Annotated in this window: 28 protein-coding genes and 1 tRNA gene; 9 read left to right on the top strand and 20 right to left on the bottom strand. The window is 69.0% G+C overall.

The annotated features are described in order from the left end of the window. Position 1: 1 nt before the first annotated feature. From panD to D9V41_RS07605, 4 genes are all read right to left on the bottom strand, one after another. Complete coding sequence (gene panD, locus D9V41_RS07620; protein WP_121793946.1) at positions 2-433, bottom strand: aspartate 1-decarboxylase; 432 nt, start codon at positions 431-433, stop codon at positions 2-4. A 2-nt stretch (positions 434-435) separates the two neighbouring features. Next, positions 436-1272, bottom strand: coding sequence for a pantoate--beta-alanine ligase (panC, locus tag D9V41_RS07615; RefSeq protein ID WP_121793945.1), 837 nt, complete (start codon positions 1270-1272; stop codon positions 436-438). Continuing rightward, positions 1269-2132 carry a Rossmann-like and DUF2520 domain-containing protein gene (locus D9V41_RS07610; protein ID WP_279432333.1) on the bottom strand — a complete coding sequence of 288 codons (864 nt, stop codon included), beginning with the start codon at positions 2130-2132 and terminating at the stop codon, positions 1269-1271. Before D9V41_RS07610 ends, panC begins: the two co-directional genes overlap by 4 nt. Before the next feature lie 85 nt (positions 2133-2217). After that, on the bottom strand, positions 2218-2592 hold the full coding sequence (locus tag D9V41_RS07605; protein WP_121793943.1) for a MerR family transcriptional regulator: 375 nt from the start codon (positions 2590-2592) through the stop codon (positions 2218-2220). A 63-nt stretch (positions 2593-2655) separates the two neighbouring features. Between D9V41_RS07605 and D9V41_RS07600 the strand changes: the two genes are divergently transcribed. Next, on the top strand, positions 2656-4164 hold the full coding sequence (locus D9V41_RS07600; protein WP_208006778.1) for a SulP family inorganic anion transporter: 1509 nt from the start codon (positions 2656-2658) through the stop codon (positions 4162-4164). A 97-nt stretch (positions 4165-4261) separates the two neighbouring features. Then, positions 4262-4337, top strand: a tRNA-Lys gene (locus D9V41_RS07595). Positions 4338-4560: 223 nt separating this feature from the next. Here D9V41_RS07595 and D9V41_RS07590 read toward each other — a convergent pair. From D9V41_RS07590 to D9V41_RS07530, 13 genes are all read right to left on the bottom strand, one after another. Next, the gene (locus tag D9V41_RS07590) at positions 4561-4929 is read right to left on the bottom strand and encodes a cupredoxin domain-containing protein (RefSeq protein ID WP_121793941.1); all 369 of its coding nucleotides are present in this window, start codon (positions 4927-4929) and stop codon (positions 4561-4563) included. Beyond that, the gene (locus D9V41_RS07585) at positions 4926-5861 is read right to left on the bottom strand and encodes a cytochrome c-type biogenesis protein CcmH (RefSeq protein ID WP_121793940.1); all 936 of its coding nucleotides are present in this window, start codon (positions 5859-5861) and stop codon (positions 4926-4928) included. Before D9V41_RS07585 ends, D9V41_RS07590 begins: the two co-directional genes overlap by 4 nt. Beyond that, positions 5858-6352 carry a TlpA family protein disulfide reductase gene (locus D9V41_RS07580; protein ID WP_121793939.1) on the bottom strand — a complete coding sequence of 165 codons (495 nt, stop codon included), beginning with the start codon at positions 6350-6352 and terminating at the stop codon, positions 5858-5860. The genes D9V41_RS07585 and D9V41_RS07580 overlap by 4 nt, the downstream gene beginning before the upstream one ends. Further along, positions 6349-8277, bottom strand: a complete 1929-nt coding sequence (locus D9V41_RS07575; RefSeq protein WP_121793938.1) for a heme lyase CcmF/NrfE family subunit — start codon at positions 8275-8277, stop codon at positions 6349-6351. Before D9V41_RS07575 ends, D9V41_RS07580 begins: the two co-directional genes overlap by 4 nt. Beyond that, on the bottom strand, positions 8274-8648 hold the full coding sequence (locus D9V41_RS07570) for a cytochrome c maturation protein CcmE (RefSeq protein WP_166375952.1): 375 nt from the start codon (positions 8646-8648) through the stop codon (positions 8274-8276). Before D9V41_RS07570 ends, D9V41_RS07575 begins: the two co-directional genes overlap by 4 nt. A 29-nt stretch (positions 8649-8677) precedes the next feature. Beyond that, positions 8678-9400 carry a cytochrome c biogenesis protein CcsA gene (gene ccsA, locus D9V41_RS07565; RefSeq protein WP_166375951.1) on the bottom strand — a complete coding sequence of 241 codons (723 nt, stop codon included), beginning with the start codon at positions 9398-9400 and terminating at the stop codon, positions 8678-8680. Next, complete coding sequence (locus D9V41_RS07560; protein ID WP_121793935.1) at positions 9397-9780, bottom strand: c-type cytochrome; 384 nt, start codon at positions 9778-9780, stop codon at positions 9397-9399. The genes ccsA and D9V41_RS07560 overlap by 4 nt, the downstream gene beginning before the upstream one ends. Then, positions 9777-10193 (bottom strand): hypothetical protein, encoded by a 417-nt coding sequence (locus D9V41_RS07555; protein ID WP_121793934.1) that lies wholly within the window; start codon positions 10191-10193, stop codon positions 9777-9779. Before D9V41_RS07555 ends, D9V41_RS07560 begins: the two co-directional genes overlap by 4 nt. Then, the gene (locus D9V41_RS07550) at positions 10193-12709 is read right to left on the bottom strand and encodes a cytochrome c oxidase subunit I (RefSeq protein ID WP_121793933.1); all 2517 of its coding nucleotides are present in this window, start codon (positions 12707-12709) and stop codon (positions 10193-10195) included. The genes D9V41_RS07555 and D9V41_RS07550 overlap by 1 nt, the downstream gene beginning before the upstream one ends. A 4-nt stretch (positions 12710-12713) precedes the next feature. After that, the gene (coxB, locus tag D9V41_RS07545; RefSeq protein WP_121793932.1) at positions 12714-13748 is read right to left on the bottom strand and encodes a cytochrome c oxidase subunit II; all 1035 of its coding nucleotides are present in this window, start codon (positions 13746-13748) and stop codon (positions 12714-12716) included. Beyond that, positions 13745-14047: a cupredoxin domain-containing protein gene (locus tag D9V41_RS17750; RefSeq protein WP_166375950.1), complete on the bottom strand. Its 303-nt coding sequence runs from the start codon at positions 14045-14047 to the stop codon at positions 13745-13747. Before D9V41_RS17750 ends, coxB begins: the two co-directional genes overlap by 4 nt. A gap of 83 nt (positions 14048-14130) precedes the next feature. Beyond that, positions 14131-15900 (bottom strand): GMC family oxidoreductase, encoded by a 1770-nt coding sequence (locus tag D9V41_RS07535; RefSeq protein ID WP_121793931.1) that lies wholly within the window; start codon positions 15898-15900, stop codon positions 14131-14133. Further along, complete coding sequence (locus D9V41_RS07530; protein ID WP_121793930.1) at positions 15901-16830, bottom strand: gluconate 2-dehydrogenase subunit 3 family protein; 930 nt, start codon at positions 16828-16830, stop codon at positions 15901-15903. 122 nt (positions 16831-16952) lie between these two features. Between D9V41_RS07530 and D9V41_RS07525 the strand changes: the two genes are divergently transcribed. Together D9V41_RS07525 and D9V41_RS07520 are read left to right on the top strand one after the other, a co-directional pair. Then, the gene (locus D9V41_RS07525) at positions 16953-18860 is read left to right on the top strand and encodes a bifunctional copper resistance protein CopD/cytochrome c oxidase assembly protein (RefSeq protein WP_121793929.1); all 1908 of its coding nucleotides are present in this window, start codon (positions 16953-16955) and stop codon (positions 18858-18860) included. A 43-nt stretch (positions 18861-18903) separates the two neighbouring features. Next, positions 18904-19647 (top strand): MBL fold metallo-hydrolase, encoded by a 744-nt coding sequence (locus tag D9V41_RS07520; RefSeq protein WP_121793928.1) that lies wholly within the window; start codon positions 18904-18906, stop codon positions 19645-19647. 10 nt (positions 19648-19657) lie between these two features. Here D9V41_RS07520 and D9V41_RS07515 read toward each other — a convergent pair whose 3' ends face one another. After that, positions 19658-20287, bottom strand: a complete 630-nt coding sequence (locus tag D9V41_RS07515) for a hypothetical protein (RefSeq protein WP_121793927.1) — start codon at positions 20285-20287, stop codon at positions 19658-19660. 59 nt (positions 20288-20346) lie between these two features. On the opposite strand from D9V41_RS07515, the gene D9V41_RS07510 reads away from it, so the two are divergent. After that, positions 20347-21000: a M15 family metallopeptidase gene (locus D9V41_RS07510; RefSeq protein ID WP_121793926.1), complete on the top strand. Its 654-nt coding sequence runs from the start codon at positions 20347-20349 to the stop codon at positions 20998-21000. Positions 21001-21172: 172 nt separating this feature from the next. Here the strand turns inward: D9V41_RS07510 and D9V41_RS07505 are convergent, their stop codons facing one another. Both D9V41_RS07505 and D9V41_RS07500 read right to left on the bottom strand, forming a co-directional pair. Beyond that, positions 21173-21751: a dienelactone hydrolase family protein gene (locus D9V41_RS07505; RefSeq protein WP_121793925.1), complete on the bottom strand. Its 579-nt coding sequence runs from the start codon at positions 21749-21751 to the stop codon at positions 21173-21175. A 21-nt stretch (positions 21752-21772) separates the two neighbouring features. Beyond that, a complete protein-coding gene (locus D9V41_RS07500) occupies positions 21773-22465 on the bottom strand; it encodes a GAF and ANTAR domain-containing protein (RefSeq protein ID WP_166375949.1) in 693 nt (230 codons plus the stop codon). A 142-nt stretch (positions 22466-22607) separates the two neighbouring features. Here D9V41_RS07500 and D9V41_RS07495 point away from each other — a divergent pair, with 142 nt between their 5' ends. The 4 genes from D9V41_RS07495 (at position 22608) to D9V41_RS07480 (ending at position 25692) form a co-directional block, all read left to right on the top strand. Then, on the top strand, positions 22608-23321 hold the full coding sequence (locus tag D9V41_RS07495; protein WP_166375948.1) for a GAF and ANTAR domain-containing protein: 714 nt from the start codon (positions 22608-22610) through the stop codon (positions 23319-23321). Further along, positions 23311-23862 carry a cysteine hydrolase family protein gene (locus D9V41_RS07490; RefSeq protein ID WP_121793923.1) on the top strand — a complete coding sequence of 184 codons (552 nt, stop codon included), beginning with the start codon at positions 23311-23313 and terminating at the stop codon, positions 23860-23862. Before D9V41_RS07495 ends, D9V41_RS07490 begins: the two co-directional genes overlap by 11 nt. A gap of 247 nt (positions 23863-24109) precedes the next feature. Next, positions 24110-24454, top strand: a complete 345-nt coding sequence (locus D9V41_RS07485) for a glycosyltransferase (protein ID WP_121793922.1) — start codon at positions 24110-24112, stop codon at positions 24452-24454. 50 nt (positions 24455-24504) lie between these two features. Then, the gene (locus D9V41_RS07480; RefSeq protein WP_166375946.1) at positions 24505-25692 is read left to right on the top strand and encodes a cytochrome P450; all 1188 of its coding nucleotides are present in this window, start codon (positions 24505-24507) and stop codon (positions 25690-25692) included. The last annotated feature ends 6 nt before the right edge of the window (positions 25693-25698 follow it).

Below are 25698 nucleotides of genomic sequence, written 5' to 3'. Positions count from 1 at the left end.
GTCAGTGCGCGACGAGCGGGTTGTCGATGACGTCGCCGCGCGTCAGTCCGCTGCCGGGCAGCGCCTCGGCCGGATCCGAGCCGGTGCCGATGATGCGGTTCTCGGCGTCGACGAACACCACGCTCGGCTCGAACTCGCGGGCCTCGGCGTCCTCCATCTGCCCGTAGGCGATGAGGATCACGAGGTCGCCGGGGTGCACCAGCCGCGCCGCCGCGCCGTTGATGCCGATGACGCCCGAACCCCGCTCGCCGGCGATGGTGTAGGTCTCGAGGCGCGCGCCGTTGTCGATGTCGACGATGTGCACGAGCTCCCCGGGCAGCAGGTTGGCCGCGTCGAGCAGATCGGCGTCGACCGTCACCGAGCCGACGTAGTGCAGGTCGGCCTGCGTCACCGTGGCGCGATGGATCTTGGACTTCATCATGGTGCGGAGCATGGTCAGAGACCTCCCAGGGTCACGGGGATGTTGTCGAGGAGCCGCGGGGAACCGACGCGGGCGGCCACCAGCAGGCGGGCCTCCTGGCCGGGCACCGGGTCCCCGAGGTCGGGATCGGTGAGGACGAGGTAGTCGGGGACGATGCCGTGCTCGTCGAGCACGGCGCGGGCGGCGGCGAGCACGGCGTCAGCGCCTTCGGGCCCGGCAGCGGCACCGGCGCGGAGGGCGGCGGAGATCGCTCCGGCCAGCTGTCGCTCGTCGTCGTCGAGATAGCGGTTGCGCGAGCTCATCGCGAGACCGTCGGCCTCGCGGACGGTGGGGCAGCCGACGATCTCGACGCCGAGGCACAGCTCCCGCGCCATCAGCCGGATGAGGGTCAGCTGCTGGTAGTCCTTCTCCCCGAAGACCGCGAGGTCGGGGCGCACGAGTCCGAAGAGCTTCGCGACGACCGTCAGGACACCGCGGAAGTGGGTGGGGCGGGCGGCGCCCTCGAGGATCTGACCGAGCGGACCGGGGTCGACGCTCACCCCTGCGTCCAGCCCGTCGGGATACATGACGTCCACGGTCGGCGCGAAGATGACGTCGACGCCGGCCTCGGCGCACCGCTCGACGTCCTCCTCGAACGTGCGGGGGTAGGAGTCGAGGTCCTCGCCGGGGGCGAACTGCGTGGGGTTGACGAAGACCGAGGCGACGAGAGTCTCGGCGAGCGGCCGGGCGTGCTTCATGAGCTGGACGTGACCGTCGTGCAAGGCGCCCATGGTGGGGACGAGCGCGATCGAACCGTCGCCGACCGCCGCGCGAAGGTCGGCGCGGGTGCGGACGACGCGTGGACCGGTCATGACGTGGTCACCTCATCGAGGATCGTCTGTGCGCCGACGCGCTCGGCGGTCGCTGCGGCGAGCGCCCGGTAGGCGTGAGCGGTGTCGTCGTCCAACGCGGCGAGATGAGCGCGGACCGTGGCGACATCGCCGCGCGCGACCGGTCCGGTGAGGGCGGCGTCGCCGTACGCGAGCGTGTTGTCGAGCGCGGCGTGCAGCAGGGGACGGAGCACAGCGGCGGGATCCTCGGCACCGACGCCCCGCAACAGATCCATCGCCTGCGCCACGATGGTGGTGAGGTGATTGGCGCCGTGCGCGAGGGCGGCGTGGTAGGTGATCCGATCGGCCTCGGCGATCCACACCGGGGTCCCCGCGATGTCCGCGGCGAGCGCCTCGGCGACCTCTCGCTCACCGTCCCCGGCGGTCAGGCCCACGACGCAGCTCCGGTCGAGGTCGATCTCGGTGCCGGTGAACGTCATGGCCGGGTGGAAGGCGATCGCGCGGGCTCCGACCGCCGCCAACGAGGCGAGCGCCGCGAGTCCGTGCCGCCCGCTGGTGTGCAGCACGACCTGTCCCGGGTCGATGTGCGGAGCGAGATCGTCGGCGACGTCCGCGAGCACGTCATCGGGGACCGCCAGCACGAGCACGTCGGCGCGGGCGGCCACCACGGCGGGATCGAGCACGGGAACGTCGCCGAGCAGTGTGGCGACGCGCAGACGCGAGGCGTCGGAGCGGGCGCTGACCCCGACGATCTCGTGGCCGGCAGCGCGCAGCCGGGTGGCGAGGACGACGCCGACGCGCCCAGCACCGACGACGCCCACACGGGAGCGTTGCATAACGTTTGACCTTCCGTTCCAGTCCCCGTTCGGGGTACCAGACAAAGTGACGTGGTCAGTCTACTCCCCGCACCGCTCACCTCCATAGCGTCATACGTTTCGGGGGCCCTGACCCGCAGAACGTATGACGTTAGGAGGCGTGCCGCTGCAGGATGGCGAGGAACTCGTCGGCCATGGCGAGCTTGCGGGCGAGATCGGCACGGCGCTCGCGGGCCGAGGTGACGAAAGCCTCGAGCCGAGCGCGGGTCGAGGGACTCGCGTGGCCGGCTTCGATGGCCTCGACCAGCTCGAGCACCTCGCCCATCTCCTCGAGCGTGAAGCCAAGCGGCTTCATCCGGCGGATCACCAACAGCCGCTCGACGTCTTCGTCGGTGTAGAGCCGAAAGCCGCCCTCGGACCGACCGGACGGCCGCAGTAACCCGACCTCGTCGTAATGCCGGAGCGTGCGCAGGGAGACACCGGTGCGCTCGGCGACCACGCCGATCTGCATCATGGAGGGCTGCATGTGTCCAGTGTCTCGTACGCGGGGTGCTGACCCTACTCTCACGTGAGGGTAGAGTTGGGACACGTGCCTGATCACGCCACCTCCCCTGCCGTTCCCGAGGCCGACGCCTCGTTCTCCGTCGCCGCAGCATTGCGGTCACCTCGTCGTCTGCGCACCGAGGTCTTCGCCGGACTCGTCGTCGCCCTCGCCCTGATTCCCGAGGCGATCGCGTTCTCGATCATCGCGGGTGTCGACCCGCGACTCGGGCTCTTCGCCTCGTTCACGATGGCGGTCACCATCGCCATCGTCGGCGGGCGCCCGGCGATGATCTCGGCGGCCACCGGAGCGGTGGCGCTCGTCATCGCGCCCGTCGCGCGCGAACACGGGATCGACTACTTCATCGCGACGGTCATCCTGGCCGGCGTCATCCAGGTCGCGCTGGGCCTGCTCGGCGTCGCCAAGCTCATGCGCTTCATCCCGCGCTCGGTCATGGTCGGGTTCGTCAACGCGCTCGCGATCCTCATCTTCACGTCGCAGCTGCCGCACCTGATCGACGTGCCGTGGCTGGTGTACCCGATCGTCGCGGTCGGGCTCCTCGTCATGGTGCTGCTCCCCCGGCTCACCACGGTGGTGCCGGCTCCGTTGGTGGCGATCGTGCTGCTCACGGGGGCGACGATCATCGCGGCCGTCAAGGTCCCGACGGTCGGTGACGAGGGTGAACTGCCCGAAAGCCTGCCGTCGCTGCTGTTCCCCGACGTTCCGCTGACCTTCGAGACGCTGCAGATCATCGCACCGTTCGCGCTCGCCATGGCGCTCGTGGGCCTCCTCGAGTCGCTGCTGACCGCGAAGCTCGTCGACGACGTCACCGACACCCACTCGAACAAGACCCGCGAGGCGTGGGGCCAGGGCGTCGCCAACGTCGTCACCGGGTTCTTCGGCGGCATGGGTGGTTGCGCGATGATCGGTCAGACGATGATCAACGTGAAGGTCTCGGGTGCCCGCACGCGCATCTCGACCTTCCTCGCTGGCGTCTTCCTGCTCATCCTGGTCGTCGGCCTGGGCGATGTCGTGGCGATCATCCCGATGGGAGCGCTCGTGGCCGTGATGATCATGGTCTCGGTCGGCACGTTCGACTGGCACTCGGTGAAGCCGGCGACGCTCCGGGCGATGCCGAAGTCGGAGACCGCCGTGATGCTGTCGACCGTCGTGGTCACCGTCGCCACGCACAATCTCGCGTACGGCGTGATCGTCGGCGTCCTCGTCGCGATGGTGCTCTTCGCCCGCCGTGTGGCGCACCTGACCACCGTGACCCGCCTCGATTCCTCCGACGAGGACGGCGAGCGCGTGTACGCGGTGGAGGGCGAGCTGTTCTTCGCCTCCTCGAACGACCTCGTCTACCAGTTCGATTATGCGGGTGATCCCGACCGCGTCGTCATCGATCTGTCGCGGGCGCATGTGTGGGACGCGTCGACCGTGGCGGCGATGGACGCGATCGCGACGAAGTACGCGGCCCGCGGCAAGACCGCCGTCTTCGTCGGGATGAACCCCGACAGCGAGGCCCGCCACCGCCGCCTCGCCGGTTCGCTGTCCTGACGTCATACCTTCGGTGGGTCAGGGCCCTCGAAATGTATGACGTCCTGACGACCTGGCAGACTGGAGCGAGCGTCTCGGCCGTTTCCGGGCCGGTCGCGGGCCTCTAGCTCAATTGGCAGAGCAGCGGACTTTTAATCCGCGGGTTGTGGGTTCGAGTCCCACGGGGCCTACCAGCTGTCTCGCCCTTCGGGTGTTTCACCCCCGCCCCGACGGGGCACACCACTGTCACCTTGATCCCCCGCCGATTACGCATCGGCGGGGGATTCAGTCGTGTGAGAGGAAGCGGCGCCCCTACGAGGTCCCTGCGGAAAAGATCAGAGGGCGGGGCGCCGCCCGCGCAGCATCGTGACACGACATGCCGGCGCTGTCAGCAGAATCGCCAAGTCCGTGCCGCGATCACGAGGCGGCGACGTCCAGCGTCGTCCACATGCCCTGGCCTCGATGGCCCCGGCGCGTGCACTCCAGGTGCAACTGCTCACCGGCCACGGCCTCGACGACCAGCTCGAACTGTTCCCCGGGCGCCAGTTTCGGTGTCGACCAGCGACCTCGCTCTCCGGTGACGACGAGGTCGTGCGTCGTCCCGCCGGCATTGGTGACGCGCATCCGCACCTCGCCCTCCTTCGCGGTCGAGGTACTGGTGGCGACCGACCATTCGGTCAAGCCCACCGCGATGTCGCTCAGCGGTTCGGTCGACGGAGGCGCGGGAGCGCTGGAACCGCATCCAGCCACGACGGCCAGGATCAGCAACGCGGCGAGGACCTTCATCGGGTCGTCTCCGCCTCGATGCCGGGCAGTTCCGGAACGGTTCGGTCGCCGCTGAGCAGACCCCGGACGTCCTCGGCCGCCGGGTCCTCCGGCTGCAGCTCGAGGAAACGCTCGAGCAAGGGCCGAGCGGAATCGTCACCGGCCCGCCACCGAAGGACGCCCTGAAGCAAGAGCGACGGCGCGTGGTCCGGAGTCGAGCGCAGCCCCTCGTCGAGGGTCGCCATCGCGGCGTCCACATCACCGTCGCGCACCAGCGTGCTGGCCCACAGATAACGCGCGTCGGCATCGAACGGCTCGAGCCGGGTGACCGCCTCGAACTGCTCGGCCGCCTCGCGATATTGGCCGTCCTGTTCGAGGGCCAGCCCGTAGGCCAGCCGCAGTTGCGCATCCCCCGGCGACTGCGCCACGGCGGTGCTGAGCACGTCTCCACCGGCCCGATCGGCGCTCGAGACGAGTTCGGGTTCGTACCTCGACGAGGTGACCCACCACGCCGCGATCAGCGTTGCCGCGGTCGCGCCGACGGCGGCCAGGAGGATCCGCCGTCCGCGAGCATCGCGGCGGCGCAACAGCACGAGAAGTGCGAGCACCACGACGCCGATCGGGATCCACCACAGGAGCCCGGCCGAGCCCCGCGCCGGTGGCGCGAGCACGATCCCCGCGCCGTAGCGGTCCGCGAACCAGGCCCGCACCTCGTCCGGGCTCCTGCCCTCGGTCAGTTGTTGTTCGATCTCGAGACGCATCGCCCCCGCGACCGGTGCCGTCGAGTCGGCGATCGACTCTCCCGCACACGTGGGACAGCGGATCGTCAACGCCACCTCACGTGTCTGTTGCTCGAGGGTGCGCGAAGGCTGCGACGATACCGCGATCGCCAGACCGACCACGGCGACGATCGCCGAGGCGAGGAGCACCCATCGGCGCATCGCGCCGCTCATTGGCGTAGCTCCTCGACCACCCGCGACGCGATCCACTCCTCGGTGATCGTGCCGCTGACGCGGTCGACGACCACGCCTTCGCGGTTCACCAGGAAGGACTGCGGGATTCCCACCACTCCCCAGTCGATGCTCTTCGCGCCGTTGAGATCGACGATGCTCGGGTACGTGATGCCCGCTTCCGCGGCGAACGTCCGCGCCGCATCGGCGTTGTCCCGGAAGTTGATCCCCAGTACCCGCAGACCTTCCGGCCCGAATCGCTCGCTCGCGTCGGTGAGCACGGGAACTTCATCACGGCACGGGGCACACCAGGACGCCCACACGGTCACGATCACCACCTCGCCGGCATAGTCGGCGATGTCGTGGTGCGACCCGTTCAGGTCTTCTCCGGACAGCTTCGCCGTGGTGCCCTCGACCGCGGGCGCACCGGAGCAGGCGCTCGCGAGGATGATCGCGAGTACCGCCACGACGGCGAGCAATGGGCGCCTACTCATACCGGCGAGCTCCTCGGTTGCTGATCGCGTTCAGCACTCCGCGTGATGACCGGCCGGCGCGAGAAGGCGCTCACCGCCGCGCCGGCCACGACCAGCCCGGCGGACAACCAGAGCCAGGACGCCAGCGGGGTGACGGCGAGTCGGATCGTGGCACCGCCTTCGGCGGCGTCCACGTCCAGCAGGGTGACGTAGACGTCGCGCCACGGTTCGGTGCGGATGCCCGGCCCGGCGAGGACCGTCGCGTGGCGCTCGTACCACCGCAGTTGCGGGGTTTCCTCCCCGATCACGGTGTCACCGTCGGCCAGCAGGATGCGGGCCTCGGCGATGCTGCGGTTCCCCTCCTGTCGTCGATCGAGTCCCACCAGCGTCGCCGACGTCTCGCCGGCGCTGACCGTTCCGCCGATCGGGATCGTCCGCTCCGACACGTCCGCGTGTCCTCCGGCGACGACGGCGACCGCGCCCACGGCGATGCCGGCATGCGCCAGGTACGCGCCGAGCCGCTGGCGCTCGCGCCGCGCCCTGCCGGCCAGATCCCCGATCGGCGAGGCGAGCACGAGTACGGCCAGCCCGACCACGATCGCGAGCCAGACGTCGGCGACCACGACGCCGACGACCCCGACCGCGACGGCGGCGAGCAGGAGCGCCGGGGTGATCCGTCGCACGAGGTCGCGCGGCTCGCCACCGGACCAGGACAACCACGGGGCGACGGCCATCGCGCCGAGGAGCATGCCGGCGACCGGCCCCAGCGTGCGGGCGTACCACGGCGGACCCACCGAGATCCGGTCTCCGTTGATCGCCATGAGCAGCGTGGGGAGCAAGGAGCCCACCAGCACGATGACCGTGATCGCGGTGAGCAGCACCCGATTGATCTGCAGGGCGGTCTGTCGCGAGACCACCGGCGCGGGCTCATCGCCGCGCGGAAGCGCTCCGGGCCGCAGCAGAAGTGCCAGCCACCCCAGCAGAGCGACCGCCATGATGCCGAGGAGGAGAGGTCCGAGTGGCGAAACGCTGAACGCGTGGATGCTCTCCACGACGCCCGACCGAGTGAGGAAGGTCGCGAGGAGCACGAACACGAAGCCCAGCCCCGCCAGCACGACCGCCCAACGCCGCCAGCCGGCGCCCCGTGCCCGCGGCCCGCTCGCATGCAGCAGGGCAGTCGCGATCAGCCAGGGCATGAGCGAGGCGTTCTCGACCGGATCCCAGGCCCAGTAGCCGCCCCAGCCGAGGACCGCATAGGACCACCAGGCGCCCAGGACGATGCCGGCGGTCAACGGGATCCAGGCCGCGATCGTCCATCGGTGCAACGATCGCGCCCAGGGGCCCGACACGGCCCGTTGGTGCAACGCTGCGCACGACAGCGCGAACGGCACCGCGAGCCCCGCGAAGCCGGCGTAGAGCAGCGGCGGGTGGACTCCCATCGCCGGGTGGTCCTGCAACAATGGACTCGGCGGCGGGCCCATCTCACCGCCTCCCGCGACGAACGGGTCAGCGACGATCACCACCAGCGCGAACGCGGCGACGAACAGCGCGAGAATGCCCGCTGCTCCGCCGTGACCAGGGTCCGCACGCCGTGCCGTCGTCACCACGAAAGCGGCCGAGACGGTCGCCACCGCGAGCAACCACAGCAGCAACGATCCCTCCATCGCCGACCAGAGCGCGCTCACGCGGTAGTAGAGCGGCATCGCGGGCTCGGCCACCATGACGACGTAGTCGAAGTCGTCGTCGTAGGAGACGAGCGCGACGATCATCACCAGGACCGCAACGGCGACCAACCCGCTCGTGAGCAGCGATGCCAGCACCGCCGCACGACGCACTTTCGGCCGGAACGGGCCGCTGCCATGAGCACTCCACCACCACGCGACGGCCGCGAAGACCGCCAGGAGCGCGGCGCCGACCACGGCACCGGTGCCCAGGGTCGCGCTCACGCCTCGCCTTCCTCGGGCGGCCGGTACTCGTTCGAGTGCCGAAGCAGCACCTCACGGCCGTGCAGCACTCCTTCGGGCGTCCACCGCCCTTCGACCACGGCCCCCTCGCCCTCCTGAACGACGTCGGGGAACCGACCCGGGTAGTGGACCGTGACCTCCCGGACGCCGTCGGTGAGCACGAGGGTGGAGGCGGTCGACGACTCCTCCATCGAGCCTTCCACGACGAGCCCGCCGACGCGGATGACCGTGTCAGCGGAAGCTTGCTGCATCACCTCGCTCGGCGTGCGGTAGTAGACCATGCCATCGCCGGCGGCGAAGGCCCCGACAGCCACGAGGCCGGCAGCCGCGGCAGCGAGGATCGCCGCGCTCACCCGCCGACGCGACCATCGCGGACGCGGCGTCATGAGCCCGCACCCGCTCCCGGAGTCGTGTGCACCGCCGTGGTCGAAGCGTCGAGCTGCCCCCTTGCGGCCGGTAGCAGCGCGTGGACGCGCAGACGTAGCAGAGTCAGTGTCACCAGGGTCATCGCCAGGAACGACACCGCGAGCGCCAGCGCCATGCGGCCTTCGATCGGAAGGGTCAGATCGGGCGAGAGGATGGTCGCCGGCTGATGCAAGGTGCGCCACCAGACGACGGAGAAATGCACCACCGGCACGATGGCGAACCCGACCACGCCGATCAGAGCGGTCAACATCTGACCACGCGCTCCCGTCGCGATGCCGCGGGCCGAGAGGTAGATCAGGTAGACGAGTCCCATCGCCACGGTGGCGGTGACGCGGGCGTCCCACACCCACCAGGTTCCCCACGTCAGGGCGCCCCAGAGGCTGCCGCTGAACAGCGTCAGCGCCGTGAGCACCACCCCCACTTCGCCCGCCGCCTGCCCCACGGCCGCCGACAGCGGCCCCCTGCGCCGCAAGAACGCCAGACTCGCGATCAGCACCACGGTGAAGCACAGGTAGGCCGACCAGGCGACGGGAACGTGCACGTACATGAGTCGCTGAGCGTGGCCCTGGATGGCGTCCGGCGGTGCGACGACCGTGCCGAGCACGAGCGCGCACGCGACGACGGCCACGGTGCCGGTCATCCACCGCAGTCCCACCGGAGCAAGCAATCGGCGCGTCATTGCGTGTAGAGGAACGCCGCCAGATCCCGGGCGTCCTGCTCGGTCACTCCCAGGTCGGGCATCAGGGTCCCCGGCGCGATGTCCTTGGGGTTCCGTAGCCATGTGATCAGCTCCTCCGGTCGGTTGGGCACGTGGCCGGCGATGACATCCCGGTCAGCGAAGTCGGTGAGGTCCGGGGCGACACGCTCGTCGTCGACGCCGTCGACGTCGGGCACCACATGGCACGAGGCACACCCGTAGGCGATGACGGCCGCGCGGCCGCGCTCCGCGTCACCGCCCTCGACGGTGCGAATACGTTCGGTCTCGGCTCCGGTGTCCGGACCGCAGGCGGCAAGAGCGAGCGCGAGGACGACCGCTGCCGGCAGGCGAGACGAGATCATGCGCAGACCTCCAAGAGCAGTGGGTGAATGCCGATCAGCACGATGCTGAAGGCGTACAGGATCGCGAACGCCAGGACCGTCCAGCCGAAGAACGCGTACATGGCGTCGGTGTCCGAGCTGCGTGCCTTGCGCAGCAGCCACCATCCCGCAATGCCCGCCAGCAGCGTCACCGCCATCAGCACCACGTTGGACCCGATGAGGATCGCGCGCAACGCCGCGGTGGAGGGCGGGGCGTCGGCGCTCGCTGCCGCCGTGCAGGCGAAATCCTCCACGACGTACGACCCGCTGAGCGACAGCAGCCAGGTGACCGAGGGCAGGAGGAACGCCACGGTGCCGAGGAGTCCCAGCCGACGCGACAGCCGCGTCCCGCTCAGCACCGGGATGTCGCTCTCGTTGCGCAGCGAGGGTCGCATCAGATCACCAGCCTCGGCAGGAGATCGCTGGTCATCCACACCATCGCCCAGCTCACCGCGGCGGCGGCCCACAGCAGCGCCGCGGCATGGAGCAGCAGGCCGGTCCGGGCATCGCGGCGGTGTCGCATCCGGGCGTGCAGGGCCGCGATCGTCATCGCCAATGCGGCGAGGATCGCCAACACCTGCGCGCCGAGCAGGGTCCAGACCGAGGACTCGTACGCGTGGGCGGCCGGATCGAGGTCCCCCAGCCACAGCGGCACGAGGAGCACGAGCGCGATCACCGCCGCGCACATGGCCACGGCGACGGCGATGAACTGAGCGCGCCGAACCTCAGGACGCGAGAGGTCCCACAGCTCGTGGCGGCCCTGCCGTGCCGCCCTCCAGGTAACGCCGAGTCCGGCCAGCAAGGCCGCGGCGACCGCCGTGAACCGCACGGGCTCCCCGACGGTGTCCTCCAGCGGCCAGACCGAGGCGTTGACTTGGAGGTACAGCGCCGAGAACGTGAGAGTCGCGACGGCGACCACGATGACGATCGAGGCCGAAGCCGCCGCCCACCAGCCGATCGAACGCGTGCCGTGCGCCTCGAACTGGAACCGCCCGGCCAGAGGCCGCACGTGCTCCACGCGGTACTCGCTCTCGTTGCGCCAGGCCCAGCCGGCGAGACCGACGATGCCGACGACGACACCGACCGCGGAGAGCGGATACCACTGGGTGAGCAGCGCGACGGCCAGGATCGCGAGCCCGACCGGGGTCACCAACGGCCAGTACGTGGAGCGCGGAAGCAACACCGCGCCGTCGGGCTCGGCCGACAGCACCGTGGTCAACGGTGTGGCTCGGAACTCCACGGGGCGCGCGTCGAACGCCTCGTCCAGCGCCGCACGGGTGTCCGCGTCCACCGGCTCGTCGCGATCCCAGCCGGGGTTGCGACTCGTGACCATCGGGATCCGTCGCCAGTTCTCCGACGGCGGGGGCGAACTCGTCGTCCACTCCAGGCTGTCACCGGTCTCGACGCCGACCGGGGCTCCGCGGCGGTGGGAGATCACCAGGTTGACGGTGAGGAGCACCACCCCGGCCGCGATCACGAAGGCGCCGACCGTCGAGATCAGGTTGACCAGGCCGACCCCGAGCTCCTGCTCGTACGTGTAGACGCGGCGGGGCATCCCCCACAAGCCGCTCAGATGCATCGGGAAGAAGGTGACGTGAAAGCCGACGAAGACCAGCCAGAACGCGATCACCGCGGGCCGGCGCGCGTAGTGCCGCCCGGTGACTTTGCCCCACCAGTGGTGCAGCGCGGCGAAGACCGGGAAGAGCATGCCGCCGATGAGCACGTAGTGGAAGTGCGCCACCACGAAGTACGTGTCGTGGACCTGGGTGTCGAGGGCCACTGAGGCGACCATCACGCCGGTGATCCCGCCGAGCACGAAGGTCACGACGAAACCGAGCGAGTACAGCATCGGCACGGTGAAGCGCGGCTTTCCGAGCCACAACGTGGCGATCCACGCGAAGACCTGCAACCCGCTCGCGAGCGTGATCGACATACTCGCCGCGGTGAAGAACGACATCGTCAGGGACGGCAGGCCGGTCGTGTACATATGGTGCACCCACAAGCCGAGGCTCATGACCGCCGTCGACGCCAGTGCCACCACGACGAGCGGATACGCCACCAGCGGTCGACCGGAATGGGCGGGGATGACGTGGCTGATGATCGCTGCGCCCGGCAGGAACATCACGTAGACCTCCGGATGCCCGAAGATCCAGAACAAGTGCTGCCACAGCAACGGACTGCCGCCCGCGTTGATGTCGAAGAACGCCGTACCGACCGCGCGGTCGAGTTCGAGGAGTACTGAGGCGACGATCAGCGGCACGAACGCGACGATGATGAGGAACGCGACGGCGAGCATCGTCCAGGCGAAGATCGGCATGCGATTGAGCGTCATGCCCGGAGCGCGGGTGCGCAGGATCGCCACGCTGATCTCGATCGCCGCCCCCACCGCCGCGATCTCGGCCAGCGTCAGTCCGAACAGCCAGAAGTCCATCGACCGATCCGCGAAATCGGGACCGCTCAGCGGCACGTACGAGAACCAGCCCGCGTCCGGCACGAGAGCGAAGAGGAAGCTCGAGTACAGGATCAGCCCGCCGAGCAGGTAGCACCAGTAATTGAAGACGTTATAGCGCGGGAAGGGCAGGTCGCGGCTGCCGATCATCAGCGGGAGCAGGTAGCTCGCGAGCCCCTCGAGGAACGGGATGGCGAAGAGGAACATCATCGTCGTCCCGTGCATGGTGAACAGCTCGTTGTACGTCTCGGGCCCGAGAAAGTCGTTCTCCGGCTGGGCGAGCTGCACCCGCAGGAACATCGCCTGCACACCGCCGATGAGGAACAGCACGAAGGCGGTGACCATGTACCGCATGCCGACGTCCTTGTGCTGGACGACGCTGAAGAAGCCACGGAAGCCCCGCGGGTTGCTCCACGTACCGTCGAAACGATCGTCGAGGTCGGTCACGCTGTCGGCGGTCATCGGCTCACTCCAGGCTCTCGAGGTAGGTGAGCAGCGACTGGAGGTCCTCGCCCTCCAGGTCCGTCCCCGGCATGAGGTTCCCGGGCTTGATGGCCTGGGGGTCGAGGACCCAGGCCGCGAGGTTGCCGCGATTGTTCTCGAGGATGCCTGCGCCGAGGTTCTCCCTGCTGGCCAGATGTGTCAGGTCCGGTCCGAGTTCGCCCGCCGCTGCGGTTCCCTGCACCGTATGGCAGTAGACGCAGGACGAGGAGAGGAAGACCTCACGCCCCCGGGCGACCTCGATGCTCTCCTCCTCGGAGGGCCTGCTGGGCGCCGGTTCGCTCTGGGTGGCCAACCATCCTTCGTACTCGTCGGCGTCGTGGGCCACGACGACGACCCTCATCAGCGCGTGCTGGGTTCCGCAGTACTCGGCGCACTGTCCCCAGTAGGTTCCCGGTTCCTCGGCCTCCAACCAGATGGAGTTCGACTTACCGGGGATCATGTCGATCTTGCCTCCGAGTTCGGGCACCCAGAAGCTGTGGATGACGTCGTCAGAGGAGACCTCGATCGCCACGCGCTCTCCTGCGGGGATGTGGATCTCGTTGGCCGTCACGATCCCCTGGTCCGGGTAGTTGACCTCCCACCAGTACTGATGACCGACGATCTCGATCGTCGGATCGTCCGGCACGTCGGCGTCGTCGAGCGAACGCAGCACGCTCGCGGACACGACCACCAGGACGGCGATGATGAGGGCGGTGACGACCTCACCGGCCAGGAGGACGGTGAGCACCGAGCGGCCGTCGCCGGCTTCGCGAACCTGCGCCGCTTCGGCACTGTCGTCATCGACCCGGCGCCCCTTTCTCACCAGCGCGAGGCCGAGCGCGACGACAACCACGATCCAGACGACCGTGCCGAGCGCCAGCATGAGCTCCCAGACACCGAAGATCGACTCCGCGCGCTCACCGGCAGGATCGAGGATCGACTGCTGACCGCCGCTGCAGCCGGTCACGACGAACAACGTCGCCATCGCGAATGCCGCCGACCGGCGCCCGCCGCTCACGGACGCTCCACGACGATCGTGCCGATCATCTGCTGGTCACGATGATCCGGGCTCCAGTACACGTAGGTGCCTTCCTCCTCGAATACCCGCGCGTACGTCTCGCCCGGTTTCAGATCACCCGAATGCCACGGCTCGGCGCCGTCGGGAATGAACTGTTGGCCGGTCTCGCTTCCCCGCTCGGTGGCCACCGCGTAGCTGCGGGCGCCCACATTGCGCCAGCGCACCTCGGTGCCCGGCGCGATCACCAGCGAGGCCGGCTCGAAGACTCCGGTAGTGGTGCCGTTGTCGTCGACCTTCACGAGTGCGGTCTCGCGCGCACCGGCGCCGGCGCAACCGGCCGCGAGAACGAGACCGGCTGCCCCTGAGGCGATCCATCGGCGGTTCACGTGAGCAACTCCCCCGGCGCATCGAAGTAGCGATCCCGGATCGCCTCGGCGGTGCGATAGGCCAGCGCGCCGACCGTGCCCGTCGGGTTGTATCCGGCGTTCTGGGGAAAGAGCGCAGCCCCGGTGACGAAGACGTTCGGCGTGTCCCAGACCTGTCCATAGCTGTTGGTGACGCTGTTGCCGGGGTCGGTTCCCATGATCACGCCCCCGGTGGCGTGCGTGCTCTGGTACTCGTCGTAGCGGTAACCCCCGAGTTCCTCCGTCACCGTCATGCGATCGGGGTTCATGGCGCGGAGGATCTCCGTGCCGCGCTCGGTGAGGAAGCGGTACATGTTCCGCTCGTTCTCCCGCCAGTCGAAGGTGATGCGCAGCAGCGGCTGACCGTACGCGTCCTTGTAGTGCGGGTCCAGGTCGCAGAAATTGCCCTCGTAGGCCGGGCTCTCGGCCTCGAAGCCGATCCCGCCGACGCTGTCCCAGTGCTGGGCGATCGCGGCCTTCCATTCGGCTCCCCACTGCCGGTCGGTGAAGCCTTCGAGCAGGGTCGCGACCGTGCCGATCGGCTCGCGCTGCCCGGCGGACGGGTAGAGCCGGCCGCCGCCGATGAAGTCGACCTCGGAATGGTCGAAGTTGTCGCTGTTGAAGTCGTGCACCTGGGGGACGGTGCAGCCGTTGCCCATGTAGAAGTTGAAGTTCCGCCCCTCCCACAGACCTTGCACGGGCTCCTGGTTGAGCTGGTAGGTGTAGTTGCGGCCCACCATGCCGCGATCGTTGCCGATGCCGTCCGGATGGGCGTTGCTGCGCGCCAGCAGGAGATTGCGGATGTTCTCGAGGGTGTACGCCGTGGACATGACGACTTCTGCCGGCTGGAAGTGCTCCTCGCCGTCAGCGTTGACGTAGCGGACACCGGTGGCGCGGCCGTCGGCGTCCGTCTCGATGCGCAGGACGTGCGAGCGAGTCCGGACCTCGTACCGTTCCGTCGCGAGGGCCGGAGGGAGCCACGTGGTGATGGGGCTCGTCTTCGCGCCGACCTCGCAGCCGTAGCGCGTGCAGAAGCCGCAGTAGAGGCAGGCGGCACGAGTGTTGCCGAACGGGTCGGTCCAGCCGCGCGAGAGGATCCCGGCCGGCGTGGGGAACGGGTGGAGGTCCAGCCGTTCGGCAGCCCCTCGGAACAGCTCGCCGAACGCCATCGACGCCAGTGGCGGGTTCGGGTAGCCGCGCTGACGGGGCCCCTCGAACGGGTTGCCACCGTCGATGCGCACGCCGTTGATGTTGCCGGCCTGGCCGGACACGCCCATATCCCACTCGAGCGCGTCGTAGTACGGCTCGAGCTCGTCGTAGCTCAACGGCCAGTCCTGGACCGTCATCTCGTCGGGAATGCGGTCGGCGCCGTAGCGCTCCTCGTGATGGGTCCGATACGCGAAATCGGTGGGGTTGAACCTCCACGTCAGTGCGGTCCAGTGCACCATCGCACCGCCCAGCCCGCTGCCGGGGTGGAAGGAGCCGTACTGCCGCATCGGCAGCGCCGGCACGCCCTCGTGCGGACGCCACGTCCAGGAGACCTTCTCGAGGTCCTGCATCATGGCGAACCGGTTCTGGAACTTCAGGGTGTCGTGATTGTGCTGAAAGTCCGGGTACGTCCACTGTTCGGCGCCTTGCTCGATCGAGACCATCCGCAGATCCGTCGACGGCAGTACGAGGGCCGCGATGATCGAGGCGGTCATGCCGCCGCCGATCGTGACGATGTCTACGGGGTCGTGCTCGATCATCTATCCGTCCTTCACTCCGCGCCGGGCTTGTTCGAGCGCCTCACGGGCCGCGTCGTCGGGTCGGTCGGGATTCATCGGCGGAAGGTGGTCATGGGGCTGCGGGCGCTTGCGAGTTCCGCCGAGCATCTCCCCGGGAGAGTAGGAGCGTTGCGGGCCCGGGAAGCCGATGAGCGTCCAGCCGACCATGTCCTGGTTGCCGCCGTATGACGGGTCCGAGAACATGCCCTCCATCGTGTCGGCGTGCAGCGTGGAGAAGAACTGACCGGGACTCAACTCCCCGAAGGCGTCACGCGCCGCGCCTTCTCGCTCTCCACCCCCCTCAGGACCCGTCGCTTCGTTGCTCGCTCCGGTGCCTTGGTCGTCGCCACCCTCGCTGGTCTGCTGAATGTCGTCGAGCACGGTGAGCAGCGCATCCCGGTCGTCCTCGCCCAGCTGGTGGAACGGCCCGTCGAACTGCGACTGCGCGAACCGGTCGAGGGCCTCCAGACCTTCGCGGTACGTCCGCTGCGGCGTTCCCTCGGACTGATAGCCGTACCGGTAGAGCTCCGATCGCGCGACGACGAGCGGACCCGAGGGCGTGGCGGTCGAGCCCTCCTCGACGACCTCGACGAACGGACCGTCGATGAACGTCGGTTCGGCGAATCCGCCCGCACCGAGCTTGCGATCGATGTAGTCGACGACCCCGGCTTCCCGGGCCCCGGGATCGCCCGCGGACCCTGGGACGAGTCGCTCGACGATCGCGGCCACGGTCACGCGTTCCGCGTCGGTGAAGAAGCGCGGAGGCGGCTCTCCTTGCCCGTCGTGCTCCTCGTGCGATCCGGTTGCCCAGGGAGCGGCGACACCGACGAGCACGAGTCCTCCGGCAGCCGCGCCGGTGGCCAGGAAGGCACGACGCGACAGTCCCCCCTCGGAGCTTGTCGGTTCCGACATGCATCCTCCCGCGCTCGTCGCCGGCCGGTCGTTCGCGTCCAGCCAGCGTAGGCTGACGTGAGCACGGGCACAATCCGGCCGACCACGATCTCGGCCGCCAGCGAGACGGGGGCGAACCTCGCGTGACGTCACGCCAGACCGCCGAAACCCGGGTTCTTCCTGCGCTGCCGCCACGTCTCACGCTCGCGGTGATGAGCGTCGGGGCGCTGGCAGCAGCGATCATCGTCATGACAGCATTCGGCCCGGATTCGGGGTCCCGGCTGCCGGCCACGCTGACGCACCTCGCCGCCATGGCGGCGGCCGTCCTCACCTGCGGGCTCCTCCTCGCCGCCGGATGGCTCCTTCCATTGCATGGCCGATCCCTTTCAGCAGCCGCCTTGCGCCTGTGCCGCATGTCGACAGCGATGGCGCTCGTGGCCGCCCTCGCGGCCGTCACCCATGTCGTGATCGATGTGAGTACGTTCCTCGACGTCTCCCCCGCCGCGGCGGTCACGTCAGACGCCTTCTGGACGCTGCTGGCGGAGGTGCGCGCGTATCGCGGCGATCTCGGCCAGGCTGCGCTGGCGCTGCTGGCCGGAGCGCTCGCGCTTGCCGTGCGACGGCCCGCCGAGACTCTCGTCCCCCTCGGACTCGCACTGCTCAGCACTGCGCTCCCGGCGATCGTGGGACACGCCGCGTCGGGCCACCGGCACGTCCTCGGCACCATGTCGATGGCGGCGCACGCCTGGGCTGCCGCCCTGTGGGTCGGCGGGCTGGCCGCTGTGGTCATCGGCGCGCGTCTCGTGCCGACCGCCGACACCGCCCTCGTCCGCCGTTTCAGCCGGCTTGCCCTCGGTTGTTTCCTCACCGTGGCCGCGAGTGGCCTGCTGTCGGCGGCTCTTCAGCTCAACGGCCCCCGCGATCTTCTGACCACCGACTACGGAGTGGTCCTGACCGCGAAGATCGCCGCACTCGTCGGGCTGGGTTGCCTCGGCCTGATCCACCGACGTCGCGTCATCCAGGCGCCCTCGCGGTCCTCCGGCGACTTCGCCGCTCTCGCCGCTCTCGAACTGCTGATCATGGGCGCTGCGATGGGCCTCGCGGCGGGCTTGACCGCCGTCCAACCTCCGAGCGCGAGCGCAGCAACGCAACCCGGCTCAGCGGCGGAGGCCATCCTCGGCTATGCGCTCGATGCACCACCGACGCCGGCCACCCTGCTCCTACCCGTACACCTCGACCCGTTCGGCCTCCTCGTCACCGTCCTCGTCGGGGTGCCCTACGTCGCCGGCGTTCTCACCCTGCGCCGGCGCGGCGACCAGTGGCCCTGGCACCGTAGCCTGGCGTTCGGGGCCGGCGTCCTGCTCATCGTGCTCGTCACGTGCACCGGCACCGGACGGTACGCGGCCGCACTGCTGAGCGTCCACATGGCGCAACACATGACGCTGAACATGATCGCTCCCGTGCTGCTCGCCCTCGGCGCGCCGATCACCCTCGCACTGCGGGCGCTTCCACCGGCGGGCCGGCGCACGCTGCTCGCGGCGATGCGCTCGCGCGTCGGTCGCTTCCTCACGCTGCCGATCGTCGCCACCGCCATCTTCGTGGGCGGGCTCTACGGGCTGTACTTCACACCGCTGTTCGAACTCGCGATGAGCCACCACTGGGGTCATCTGCTCATGCAGGCCCACTTCCTGGCATCGGGGTTCCTCTACTACTGGATGGTGCTCGGCGTCGATCCCGATCCGCGCCGGTCGTCGCGTCTCCTGCACATCCCGATGCTGGTCCTCGTCATGCTCACCCACACGATCTTCGCGGTCGTGCTCGTCTTCGGCGGCACGCCGATCGGGGGCGACTACTTCGACTCCCTCCAGCTCGACTGGGCACGACCGCTGCTCGACGATCAGGCTTTGGCCGGGGGAATCGCCTGGGCCGTCGGTGAATTCGTGACGATCGCCGTGCTGGCCGGCCTGATCCTCCGCTGGTTCGCCGATGCTGACCGGGCCGACCGTCGTCAACGCGAGCGACGCCGCCCCCAGGGCACGGAGCGGAGGTGAGCGTCGACCAGCGCGAGCCGTCTGTCGTGCCTAGCGTGGTGCCATGATCACCCGCGATGTCGCTGACGGCGTGCACCTCGTGTCGTACGCTCACGTCAACTGCTATGTCATCGAGGACGCTGACGATCTCACCCTCGTCGACGCGGGTCTGCCACGTATGTGGCCCATGGTGCTGGAACTCATTCGGCGGCTCGGACGGCACCCCGACGACATCCGTGCCCTCCTGCTCACCCACGGTCATTTCGATCACGTGGGGTTCGCCGCGATGCTGTACCGCGAGCACGCAGTGCCGGTCTGGGTTCATCGAGACGACGCCCGCCTCGCCGCTCATCCCTACCGGTACCGGCCGCAGAGCAACCGCTTCCTGTACCCGCTGCGGCACCCGCGTTCGCTACCGGTACTCGGGCAGATGGCGGCGGCCGGCGCGCTCACGGTGAAGGGCATCGCGGTCACCCGGGCGATCACCACCGAGTCCGCGCTCGACGTTCCCGGGCGACCGGTCGCGTCGCACACGCCCGGCCACACCGATGGCCATTGCATCCTCCACCTGCCCGAGCGCGACACCGTCATCAGCGGTGATGCGCTCGTGACAATGGACCCCTACACCGGCAAGACAGGTCCGCAGATCGTCGCCTCGGCAGCAACGAAGGACACGCGTCAGGCGATCGCCTCCCTCGACGCGCTGGCTGCCACCGAGGCGAGCGTCGTGCTGACCGGTCACGGGGCCCCCTGGACGCGAGGCGCCGCAGCGGCGGTCGATCAGGCCCGCGTCGTCGGCGAGCATTGACGGCGACGGGTCAGAAGTAGCGGTTCCCGTTGAGCCAGCCGACGAGCACGACACCGACGGTGGCCACCGCGAGGTAGGACCAGGCGTAGATCCTCGGCCGGTCCTTGCCGCTCAGCAGACCGACGACGACCACCGCGGCGAAGGTGCCGAGGAGCACGGCGAGACTCGGGTACGCCGCCACACGCAGCACGTCGACCACACCGAGCGGAAGGTCGGTGAGACCATCACTCACCCGGCCACTGATCAACGGGCGATTCGTACCTGTCAGCGTCGTCCACTGCACCGCGACGGAGTACGCGACGGCGAGCCCGAGGATGACCCCGGACCAACGCCGCCGGGCCGACGGCTCGTCCTTGCCGTGCGCGAGAAAGCGGGTCGCGAGCGCGAACACCATCGCGACGACCAACGGTGCGGCGAACACCAGCACGGACACCCAGTATCCGGGGTGGAGCGGCCACCGTTCGATGACGGCGTCACCGTCGAGCTCGAAGGCACGGGCGAGCCCGTGCACGAGCAACGGCACGAGTTCGACGAGGGCGAGGCCGAAGAACAGCAGAAGTCCCACGGCGGCCCAGACGGTGAACCGGCTGCCGTCACGCGACTGCTTCCGTCGTGCTCGTGACTCTCGCTTCTCGCTCACATCCGGAGCCTACTGGAGCGACGCCCCGAGCAGACGCCCTGACTGCATATCCTGAACTCATGAGCAGCAGCGTGGTGATGGGAGATCAGTTGATCGCGCGCATACCCGTCGACGAGCGGGGCGACGCGCTCATCGACGTCCGGCAGCACGCACCCGAGTTGCGATGGTCGACCCTTTACGCCGAGCCAACTGGCGCCTACTCACGGTTGAGAACCGGTGTGCTCCAACGACTGAGAAAAGCTCGCAACGCCCTCCCTCCGGGTTATGACTTGTTGCTCGTGGAGGGCTACCGCCCGTACGACGTACAACAGCGCTACTACGAGGACCACTGCTCCGAACTTCTGGAGCGATACGGGCCGCTCGAACCGGACACCCTACGAGGACTCGCCAGTCGCCATGTTTCGCCGCCGGACGTCGCGCCCCACGTGAGCGGCGCGGCGATCGATCTCGTCCTCAGCGATGCCGAGGGCAACGCCCTCGACATGGGTACACGCATCAACGCCACCCCGGACGAGAGTGACGGGGCGTGCTACCTCGATGCCCCCAACATCACCGACTTCGCTCGGGGGCATCGCGACATTCTCGCCACCGCCATGGCGACCGCGGGCTTCGCGGCGTATCCGCCCGAATGGTGGCACTGGTCCTACGGTGACAGATACTGGGCCTTTACGCTGGAGGTTCAGTATGCCCTGTACGGACCGGTGCACCCCTGACCACGGGGTTCGCGGCACACCCCGCCGAGGTGACCGACGGGATGCGCCACTCGATGACGCAACGTCACCGAAGCGGCGCGGGTTGGGAGGGACAGGGTTTCGCGCCGCCGAGCCGAACGTACGTGACGGGGAGCGGCGCCCACTCTCCCGAGCGGACGATTCACCCCGAATCTCACCCCGCACACCGTAGGAAGTCGAGGACCCGGCTCTGCAGTGCTTCCGCCGCGGCTTCGTCGTAGCCCGGAAGGGACGGATCGGCGAACAGGTGTTCAGAGCCCGGATAGAGGAAGAGCTCGCCGTCATCGGCCTGGCTCAGAACGTCACGCGCGGCGTCGAGGTCGCCCTCGTCAACGAAGGAACGGTCCGCGTTCATCGCGTGGATCTGCACGGGAACCTCGGGCGGCCAGCGGTCGCCGAACTCCTGGACCGGCGCGCACGCGTGCATGAGGACCGCGCCGCGCGCGCCCTGACGAGTCTGCACCAGGTACTGCGCGGGCAGGACTCCGAGCGAGAATCCGGCATACACCGCCGTGGCGGGGACGTTCTCTGCCGCGGCCACGCCGCGGGCGATGATCTCAGCGAAACCGACGGAGCGGACGTAGTCGAGCCCCTCGTCGAGCGTGGCGAATGCGCGCCCCTCGAACAGGTCCGGCGCATGAACCGCGTGTCCGGCGTCGCGCAGCGTTTGCGCGAACGCCATCACCCCGCGCGTGAGTCCGTGAACGTGGTGGAAGACGACGACCTCGGCCATGAAAGCACGATATGACCGATGTCAGGCCTCCGCTCCCGGAGTACGACGCGTCTCGACCAGCTCCTCCGCCACCTCCGCGAGGCGGGTGTTGGTGTGCTGCGAGACGCGTCGCAGCATCGCGAAGGCGCGCACGGCGTCGAGCTGGTAACGCTCCATGAGGATGCCCTCCGCCTGGCCGATGACGGTGCGGGTCGAAAGCGCCGTCGACAGATTCTGGACGAGATCGATCAGCGCCAGGTGCGACGACGCCTGGGCTGCGAGCAGCTCGGCCTCCTGCAACGCCTGCGCATTGAAAGCGTCGACGCCCTTGCCGTAGAGCTCGAGGACACCGAGAGTCCGATCCCCCACGTACAGGCGCACACTCACCACGCTGTGGTAGCCCGTGCCCATGACGACGCGAGGAGCCCACGTCGGCCACCGCGATTCGTGCTCCAAGTCGACCGCCGAGACCGGGGCATCCGATTGGAGAGCGTCGCTCCCCGGACCCTCACCGAAGCGCCGCTGCAGGTCCCCGGCTCGCCGCGCGCCGTCCTCGGTGTAGGCGACGCTCGGCGTCTGGCCGTCTCGTCGCGCAAGGCTGATCCGCCCAGCCGCACATCCATCGATGGCGGCGGCAGCGAGTTCGGCAATCTCGCGGGCCAGATCGGCGACCGAGTCGATACTCGTCCACTGCCGTGCGGCATCAGCCAGCCTTCGCGCGAAGCTGTCGCTCACAGGTCGTCCTACCCCATGACGCCCGGATGGCCACTTTCTGACCGCGACGTCGCGGAACATAGTGTACGAGATCGCTCGAGTCGACGAACGCAGCGGCTGTAGAGTCTGGATGTGCGTCGGTCTGGCATCATGGCCGGCAGTCATGAAGGAGGCGATCGGCGTGGTGCTGAGCCTCGATGACCTGACGCAGATCGTGAGCGAGCTGAGCGAGCTCGCCGACCTGGACAAATCCCTCGACCTCGTCACCTCGTCGGCGCGCTGGTTGTTCGGAGCCGATGAGGTCGGGGTCACCCTGCTGAAACCGGGCGGCCGCTTGGAGACGGTCGGACCCACCGCTCCGATCGCCGCACGAGCCGATGGACTCCAGCATGAACTCGGCGAGGGGCCGTGCGTCGACGCCGCCACCGAAGCCCGCATCGTCCGCACCGACGACCCCGCCAACGATGAACGATGGCCGCGCTGGGGTCCGGCCATTGCGCAGTTGGGCGTGCGCAGCAGCATCTCCGTCGATCTGGTGAACCGTCAGGTGCGGCTCGGCGCGCTGAATCTCTACGGGAGCCGACACGAGCAGTTCGCCGATGTCGACCCCGAGGAACTGAGGACTTACGCGACGCACGTCATGGCAGTCCTGGGCGCGATGCACCGGATCGAGTCGTTGGAATCAGCACTGGAGAGCCGCACTTTGATCGGTCAAGCCGAGGGCATTCTGATGGAGCGGTTCTCCATCGACGCCGTGACGGCGTTCGCGGTCCTACGGCGCGCCTCGCAGCATTCGAACGTCAAGGTGCGCGACCTCGCCGAGCAACTCGTGCACCGGGGCGACATCTCGGGCATCCTTGGCGATCATGGCCCCTGATCGCGCCCTGCTCCTCATCGACCTGCAGGAGCAGTTCTTCGACCCGCCGGGACTGCAGAAGGTCCGGGGGGACCTCGTGACCGCGGTTCAGCGGCTTCTCACTGCCGCCCGACAGGCCGGTGCACCGATGATCAACGTACGGACCGTGCACCGACGGGACCGATCGACCTGGGCACTCAACATGCTCGAGGACGACCAGCCGATGGTCCTCGAGGGTTCTCCCGGCGCCGCGCCGCTGGTCGAGCTGGACCTCGCCGGGGCGCACGAAGTCCTGAAGACCCGCGACGACGCGTTCTTCGCGACCGAGCTCGATGCGCTGCTGGAGCGGCTGGGCACGCGGGAGCTGGTGCTGACCGGAGTCGAGACCGAGGCGTGCATCGCCCTCACCGCCTCGAGTGCCTACGCACGCGATCTCCGCGTCCATCTCGCCACGGACGCCATCGCCTCGGCCGACGAGGAACAACACCGGCGCACCCTCGAACTCCTCCACGCGCAGTACCGACAGCCGCTCGTCGCTGCCGACGACATCCGCTTCGACTGACGCTTCCCTTGCACCGGGCACTGCCCCGTGAAACAGTGAAACCTCGGTTCGACACCAGCCGCATCGCCCGCGTCCTCGCAAAGGGCACCGATGATCGGGTATTACGCGGACCACGAAGGTCGCGACCACCTGGGCCGGATACTCGCGTTGACCGGCGCGCTCGACGAGCCCGTCACCGTCTTGTCCTCACACAGCCGTCCGCTCGAAGCGTCGATGCCGTGGCTCACCCTTCCCGTCGCACTGGACCATCGCCCGGCACGGCGTCTGGCATCGCGATACGCAGCGACTGCTGGACGAGTCCGATGTGGTGATCTGCCACGCGGGCCAGGACGTCATCGCCGAGGTGAGCGCCCGTCGTCGACCGGCGGTGATCATCCCGCGCGAGCGGCCGCACGAGGAGGAGCTGTGCGCCGCTGAAGCGCTGCGGCGCGGGGCCTGGCCGGCGCTCGTGAGCTGGTCCTTCCCCGCCCGAGGATGGCCAGAGCTCCTCGACGAGGCGCGCAGTCTCGACGGTGCCGCGTGGTCGTCCTGGTGTGACGGGCTGGGCGCACGGCGCTTCGCCGCGACGCTTCAGTCCCTGGTCCTGGCCTGAGCGGACGCCTCCGGTTGCCGGTCCCCTCGATTCAGCTTTGGATGGATGACATGCGCGACCAATCGCTCTCTCTCATCCGCCGCGGCTACGACTTCACGCGCTGGCTTCGCGACGATGATCCGGGACCGGTCACGACCCGACTGATGGGGCGGCCGGCGACGGTCATCGAGGGTGTGGAGGCCGCGCGGTTCTTCTACACCGAGCCCACGCTGTCGCGCAAAGGCGCCGCCCCGCCGATCCCGGCGATGACCCTCTTCGGTCCCGGAGCGATCCACAGCACGGACGACGACGAGCACCGTCATCGCAAAGCACAGTTCGTCGACCTGCTGGACGAGACGGCCGCGTTCGACGTGGCCCGGCGGGCCGGAGCCGAGTGGGACCGCCGGATCGCCGAACTCGGGTTCGTCCCCGACGTTTTCAGCATGGCGTGCGAAGTCCTCTTCACCGCCGTCCGGGACTGGGCCGGGGTGTCCGCTGACGCGGTCGGTGTCCGGCGCGGCACCTCCCAGATGGTGTCGATGATCGACGGTTTCGGTTCCGCGGGGCGCCGTCAGCTCCGCGCGGTCAAGGGCCGCATCGGCGCCCAGCGGTGGGCTCGCGCCGAGATCAAGCGGGCCCGCAAGAGCGGGGAGACCGAGACGCCGCTGGGCACAGTGGCGTCGTGGACGGGACCGGACGGACGTCCTCTGCCGCTGAGCGTCGCCGCCGTGGAACTGCTCAACGTGCTGCGGCCGACGGTCGCCGTGGCCTGGTTCGTCGCGGCCGCGGCCGAGAGCTTCGTGGAGTGGCCGGAGTACCGATTCGCGGTGAAGGTCCGTTCGGTCGATCCGAAGGCCTACGCTCACGAACTGCGCCGCTACTACCCGTTCGTGCCGGTCCTCGCCGCCCGACCGCGCACGGCCGCGTCGTTCGAGGGGCACGAGGTGCCGGCGGGAGGCCGGTTCGTCATCGACATCTGGCAGCACCTCAACGACCCCGAAATCTGGACCGACCCGGAGAACTTCCGCCCCGAACGGTTCAACGATCGCGTGGCCGGCCAGTACGACCTCATCCCGCAGGGCGGCGGTGACAAGCGAGACGGTCACCGTTGCCCGGGCGAGGACGTCGCGATCGAGCTGATCGAGGTGTTCGCCGTCCGGCTCGCCGAGTTCGACGCGATCGAGGGCCATGGCCCTTCGATGCGGGGCAACCACAGTCGGATGCCACCGCGCCCCTACCGGGCGAGCCTGACGCTCTGAGCGAAC

The organism is Aeromicrobium phragmitis (genome assembly GCF_003674095.1).
Lineage (GTDB): Bacteria > Actinomycetota > Actinomycetes > Propionibacteriales > Nocardioidaceae > Aeromicrobium > Aeromicrobium phragmitis.
This window is presented reverse-complemented; position numbering and strand designations above follow the sequence as displayed.

What these genes read in the sequence shown, in the direction of transcription:
- panD (WP_121793946.1), bottom strand. Translation starts at nt 433, where the DNA reads ATGCTCCGCACCATGATGAAGTCCAAGATCCATCGCGCCACGGTGACG.
- panC (WP_121793945.1), bottom strand. Translation starts at nt 1,272, where the DNA reads ATGACCGGTCCACGCGTCGTCCGCACCCGCGCCGACCTTCGCGCGGCG.
- D9V41_RS07605 (WP_121793943.1), bottom strand. Translation starts at nt 2,592, where the DNA reads ATGCAGCCCTCCATGATGCAGATCGGCGTGGTCGCCGAGCGCACCGGT.
- D9V41_RS07590 (WP_121793941.1), bottom strand. Translation starts at nt 4,929, where the DNA reads ATGAAGGTCCTCGCCGCGTTGCTGATCCTGGCCGTCGTGGCTGGATGC.
- D9V41_RS07585 (WP_121793940.1), bottom strand. Translation starts at nt 5,861, where the DNA reads ATGAGCGGCGCGATGCGCCGATGGGTGCTCCTCGCCTCGGCGATCGTC.
- D9V41_RS07580 (WP_121793939.1), bottom strand. Translation starts at nt 6,352, where the DNA reads ATGAGTAGGCGCCCATTGCTCGCCGTCGTGGCGGTACTCGCGATCATC.
- ccsA (WP_166375951.1), bottom strand. Translation starts at nt 9,400, where the DNA reads ATGACGCGCCGATTGCTTGCTCCGGTGGGACTGCGGTGGATGACCGGC.
- D9V41_RS07560 (WP_121793935.1), bottom strand. Translation starts at nt 9,780, where the DNA reads ATGATCTCGTCTCGCCTGCCGGCAGCGGTCGTCCTCGCGCTCGCTCTT.
- D9V41_RS07555 (WP_121793934.1), bottom strand. Translation starts at nt 10,193, where the DNA reads ATGCGACCCTCGCTGCGCAACGAGAGCGACATCCCGGTGCTGAGCGGG.
- D9V41_RS07550 (WP_121793933.1), bottom strand. Translation starts at nt 12,709, where the DNA reads ATGACCGCCGACAGCGTGACCGACCTCGACGATCGTTTCGACGGTACG.
- D9V41_RS07535 (WP_121793931.1), bottom strand. Translation starts at nt 15,900, where the DNA reads ATGATCGAGCACGACCCCGTAGACATCGTCACGATCGGCGGCGGCATG.
- D9V41_RS07530 (WP_121793930.1), bottom strand. Translation starts at nt 16,830, where the DNA reads ATGTCGGAACCGACAAGCTCCGAGGGGGGACTGTCGCGTCGTGCCTTC.
- D9V41_RS07520 (WP_121793928.1), top strand. Translation starts at nt 18,904, where the DNA reads ATGATCACCCGCGATGTCGCTGACGGCGTGCACCTCGTGTCGTACGCT.
- D9V41_RS07510 (WP_121793926.1), top strand. Translation starts at nt 20,347, where the DNA reads ATGAGCAGCAGCGTGGTGATGGGAGATCAGTTGATCGCGCGCATACCC.
- D9V41_RS07505 (WP_121793925.1), bottom strand. Translation starts at nt 21,751, where the DNA reads ATGGCCGAGGTCGTCGTCTTCCACCACGTTCACGGACTCACGCGCGGG.
- D9V41_RS07495 (WP_166375948.1), top strand. Translation starts at nt 22,608, where the DNA reads ATGAAGGAGGCGATCGGCGTGGTGCTGAGCCTCGATGACCTGACGCAG.
- D9V41_RS07490 (WP_121793923.1), top strand. Translation starts at nt 23,311, where the DNA reads ATGGCCCCTGATCGCGCCCTGCTCCTCATCGACCTGCAGGAGCAGTTC.
- D9V41_RS07480 (WP_166375946.1), top strand. Translation starts at nt 24,505, where the DNA reads ATGCGCGACCAATCGCTCTCTCTCATCCGCCGCGGCTACGACTTCACG.